Consider the following 3,820-nt stretch of genomic DNA (forward strand, 5'->3'; position numbering starts at 1 on the left):
CGGTGCCGGCTGCAGCACCTGCAGCTCGGCGCCCTGGGTCTGCGCCTGCTGCAGCATGGTGCGCAGGCGCGCCAGGTGCCGCGTGCTGATGATCGAGGCGTAGTCCGGATTGCCCTCGAAGTAGGGAAAGAGACGCGCCACCGCCACCCGGAAGGCATCCGCGAACGCCGCCTCGCTGCCGCGCGGCAGCAGCACGTAGTCGGGTGCGATGCAGGTCTGGCCGGCATTCAGCAGCTTACCGTGCGCGATCTTGAGGGCCGCGTCGTGCAGGTCGCAATCCGCATCGACGATGCACGGCGACTTGCCGCCGAGCTCCAGCGTGGTTGGCGTGAGGTTGGCGGCCGCCGCCTGCGCGACCTTGCGTCCCACGGCCGTCGAGCCGGTGAAGACCAGGTGATCGAAAGGCAGCGAGGCAACCAGCGCCGCCGTGGCCGCATCGCCCCGCACCACGGCGAACTCCTCGGGCGCGAAGAACTGCGCCACCAGCGCCGCCAGCTGCGCGGAGGTGTGGGGGGTGAGCTCGCTCGGCTTGAGCAGCACCCGGTTGCCCGCCGCAAGCGCCGCCATGGCGGGCGCGAGCGCGAGCTGGATGGGGTAGTTCCAGGGCGAGATCACGCCCACCACGCCCAGCGGCTGGCGCTCGATCCAGCCCCGCGCGGGCTGCAGGAACAGGGGCGTGCGGACCTTCTCGCGGCGCGACCAGCGCCCGAGGTTCCGCAGGGTTTGCGCCAGCTGGGCGCGCAGCACAAAGAAATCCGCCACCTCGGTCAGGCGCTGCGAGCGCATGCCGAAGTCCGCCTGCACGGCCGCCGCCAGCACCGGCGCATGCTCGTCGAGCAGCTTGCCCAGGCGCAGCAATCGCTCACGGCGCAGGGTCACGGGAACGTCGGGCTGGGTGCGGCTGGCCTGGTGCTGCCGCTCGAAAAGATCGCGGATGTCGTCGGGCGTCATGCTGCGCATCATAGTCAGCGCAACCCCGGGCGAGGGACGGCCTTCAGCGGATCTCGCGCACCGGCACGTCGGTCACGTCGGCCGCCCCGCGCATGCGTGCCGAGGCGCCCGCGGCGCCGTGCGCGGCATGGGCCGTCCAGCGCGCCGTGCTGCGCGTGGCGGTGCTCCAGGCGCCGCGCGGATCGACGCGCAGCCAGGGAGCCATGGGCCGCCCGGTGGCGCGCGCCCACAGCGTGCGCACGCCCCAGAGCAGCGCCAGCACGCTGGCCGCCACCAGCAGGCTGAGAAACAGCACCGCACCCACGGCGACGACCAGCAAGCGCAGCGTCCACCGGACGATTCCGGTCAGCACTTCATTCAAACCCATGTCCCTTCCTGACAAATGCGGGATGCACGGGCGGGTGCGGCGGGGCGCCGCGGCCCGGGCATTTCCGCGATGGTAGGCCTCAGGGCGCCATTTCGGCCTCGCCGAACTGGAATACCCCTGGATCGCGTACCGGATCCACGTCCACCGGAATCACGCTCTTGGGCGGATAGCGCCCCTCCAGCAGCAGCTTCGACAGCGGGTTCTCGATGCGCTGCTGGATGGCCCGCTTGAGCGGCCGCGCGCCGAACACCGGATCGAAGCCGACCTTGGCGAGCTCCGCCATGGCCGCCGGCGAGACCCGCAGGTGCAGGTCCATCTTCGCCAGGCGCTGCTCGAGCTGGTGCAGCTGGATGCGCGCGATGGCCTCGATGTGGCGCGCGTCCAGGCCGTGGAAGACCACCGTCTCGTCGATGCGGTTGAGGAACTCCGGCCGGAAGTGCGCCTTGAGCTCCCCCCAGACGGCTTCCTTGATGTCTTCCTGGTCCTGGCCGACCATGCTCTGGATCAGGTGCGAGCCAATGTTGCTGGTCATGACGATGACCGTGTTCTTGAAGTCCACGGTGCGGCCCTGGCCGTCGGTGAGCCGGCCATCGTCGAGCACCTGCAGCAGCACGTTGAACACGTCCGGGTGGGCCTTTTCCACCTCGTCGAGCAGCAGCACCGAATAGGGCTTCCTGCGCACCGCCTCGGTCAGGTAGCCGCCCTCCTCGTAGCCCACATAGCCCGGCGGCGCGCCGATCAGGCGGGCCACGGAGTGCTTCTCCATGAACTCGCTCATGTCGATGCGCACCATGTGCTCTTCGCTGTCGAACAGGAAGGCCGCCAGCGCCTTGCACAGCTCGGTCTTGCCCACGCCCGTGGGCCCGAGGAACAGGAAGCTGCCCAGCGGCCGGTTCGGGTCCGACAGGCCCGAGCGCGAGCGGCGGATGGCGTTGGAGACGGCGGAGATCGCCTCGTCCTGCCCGACCACGCGCTCGTGCAGCTTGTCTTCCATGTTCAGCAGCTTGTCTTTCTCGCCCTGCATCATCTTGGCCACCGGAATGCCCGTGGCGCGGCTGACCACCTCGGCGATCTCCTCGGCGCCCACGTGCGTGCGCAAGAGCTTGTGGCGCGGCGCGGCCTCGCCCCCGGCCTCGCTGTCCTGGGCGTCCTTGAGCTGCTTTTCCAGCTCCGGCAGGCGGCCGTACTGCAGCTCGGCGACGCGGTTGAAGTCGCCCTTGCGCTTCAGGTCCTCGATCTGCGTGCGGATCGCGTCGATGTCCTTCCTGATCTGCTCGCTGCCCTGGGCGCTGGCCTTCTCGGCCTTCCAGACCTCCTCCAGGTCGGCATACTCGCGCTCCAGGTTGGACAGCTCCTCCTCGATGAGCTGCAGGCGCTTCTGCGAGGCCTCGTCGGTCTCCTTCTTCATGGCCTCGCGCTCGATCTTGAGCTGGATCATGCGCCGCTCCAGGCGGTCGAGCGCCTCGGGCTTGGAGTCGATCTCGATCTTGATCTTGGCCGCGGCCTCATCGATCAGGTCGATCGCCTTGTCGGGCAGGAAGCGGTCGGTGATGTAGCGGTGTGACAGCTCGGCCGCGGCGACGATCGCCGGGTCGGTGATGTCCACGCCGTGGTGCGCCTCGTAGCGCACCTGCAGGCCCCGCAGGATGGCGATCGTGTCCTCGACGCTGGGCTCCTCGACCAGCACCTTCTGGAAGCGCCGCTCCAGCGCCGCGTCCTTCTCGATGTACTTGCGGTACTCGTCCAGCGTGGTCGCACCGATCAGGTGCAGCTCGCCGCGCGCGAGCGCGGGCTTGAGCATGTTGCCCGCGTCGATCGCGCCCTCGGCCTTGCCGGCGCCGACCATGGTGTGCAGCTCGTCGATGAACAGGATGATGCGGCCCTCCTCGTGCGCCACCTCCTTGAGCACGCCCTTGAGGCGCTCCTCGAACTCGCCGCGGTACTTGGCGCCGGCCAGCAGCCCCGCCATGTCCAGCACCAGCACGCGCTTGTTCTTGAGCGTCTCGGGCACCTCGCCGGAGACGATGCGCTGCGCCAGACCCTCGACGATCGCGGTCTTGCCCACGCCCGGCTCGCCGATCAGCACCGGGTTGTTCTTGGTGCGCCGCTGCAGCACCTGGATGGAGCGGCGGATCTCGTCGTCGCGGCCGATGACCGGGTCGAGCTTGCCGGCGCGGGCGCGCTCCGTCAGATCGAGCGTGAACTTCTTCAGCGCCTCGCGCTGGCCCTCCGCCTCGGCGCTGTCGACCGGCTGGCCGCCGCGCACCGCCTCGATGGCCGACTCCAGGCTGGTGCGCGACAGACCGTTGTCGCGCACGATCTGGCCGGCGTCGCCCTTGCTGTCCACCAGCGCGAGCAGGAACAGCTCACTGGCGACGAACTGGTCTCCGCGCTTGATGGCTTCTTTTTCAGTGGCCTGTAGCACGCGGCCGAGCTCCGGGCTGCCCTGGACCTGCTCCTGGCCCTGCACCTGCGGCAGGCGCTTGATGGCGGCCTCGGCCG

2 protein-coding genes and 1 pseudogene are annotated in these 3,820 nt (G+C 69.6%); all 3 read right to left on the minus strand.

Annotation, left to right across the window (positions count from 1 at the left end):
• Window positions 1-984 (minus strand): annotated as a pseudogene (locus A612_RS10520) (aldehyde dehydrogenase family protein); the annotation flags it as partial.
• 10 nt (window positions 985-994) lie between these two features.
• Entirely contained in the window at window positions 995-1,318 is a 324-nt protein-coding gene (locus A612_RS10525) for a hypothetical protein (RefSeq protein WP_019374447.1), read from the minus strand.
• Between the two features lie 79 nt (window positions 1,319-1,397).
• On the minus strand, window positions 1,398-3,820 hold a 2,423-nt coding region (clpB, locus tag A612_RS10530; protein ID WP_019374448.1), incomplete at its 5' end, for an ATP-dependent chaperone ClpB.

The organism is Melaminivora alkalimesophila, assembly GCF_000282995.1.
Taxonomy (GTDB): domain Bacteria; phylum Pseudomonadota; class Gammaproteobacteria; order Burkholderiales; family Burkholderiaceae_C; genus Melaminivora; species Melaminivora alkalimesophila.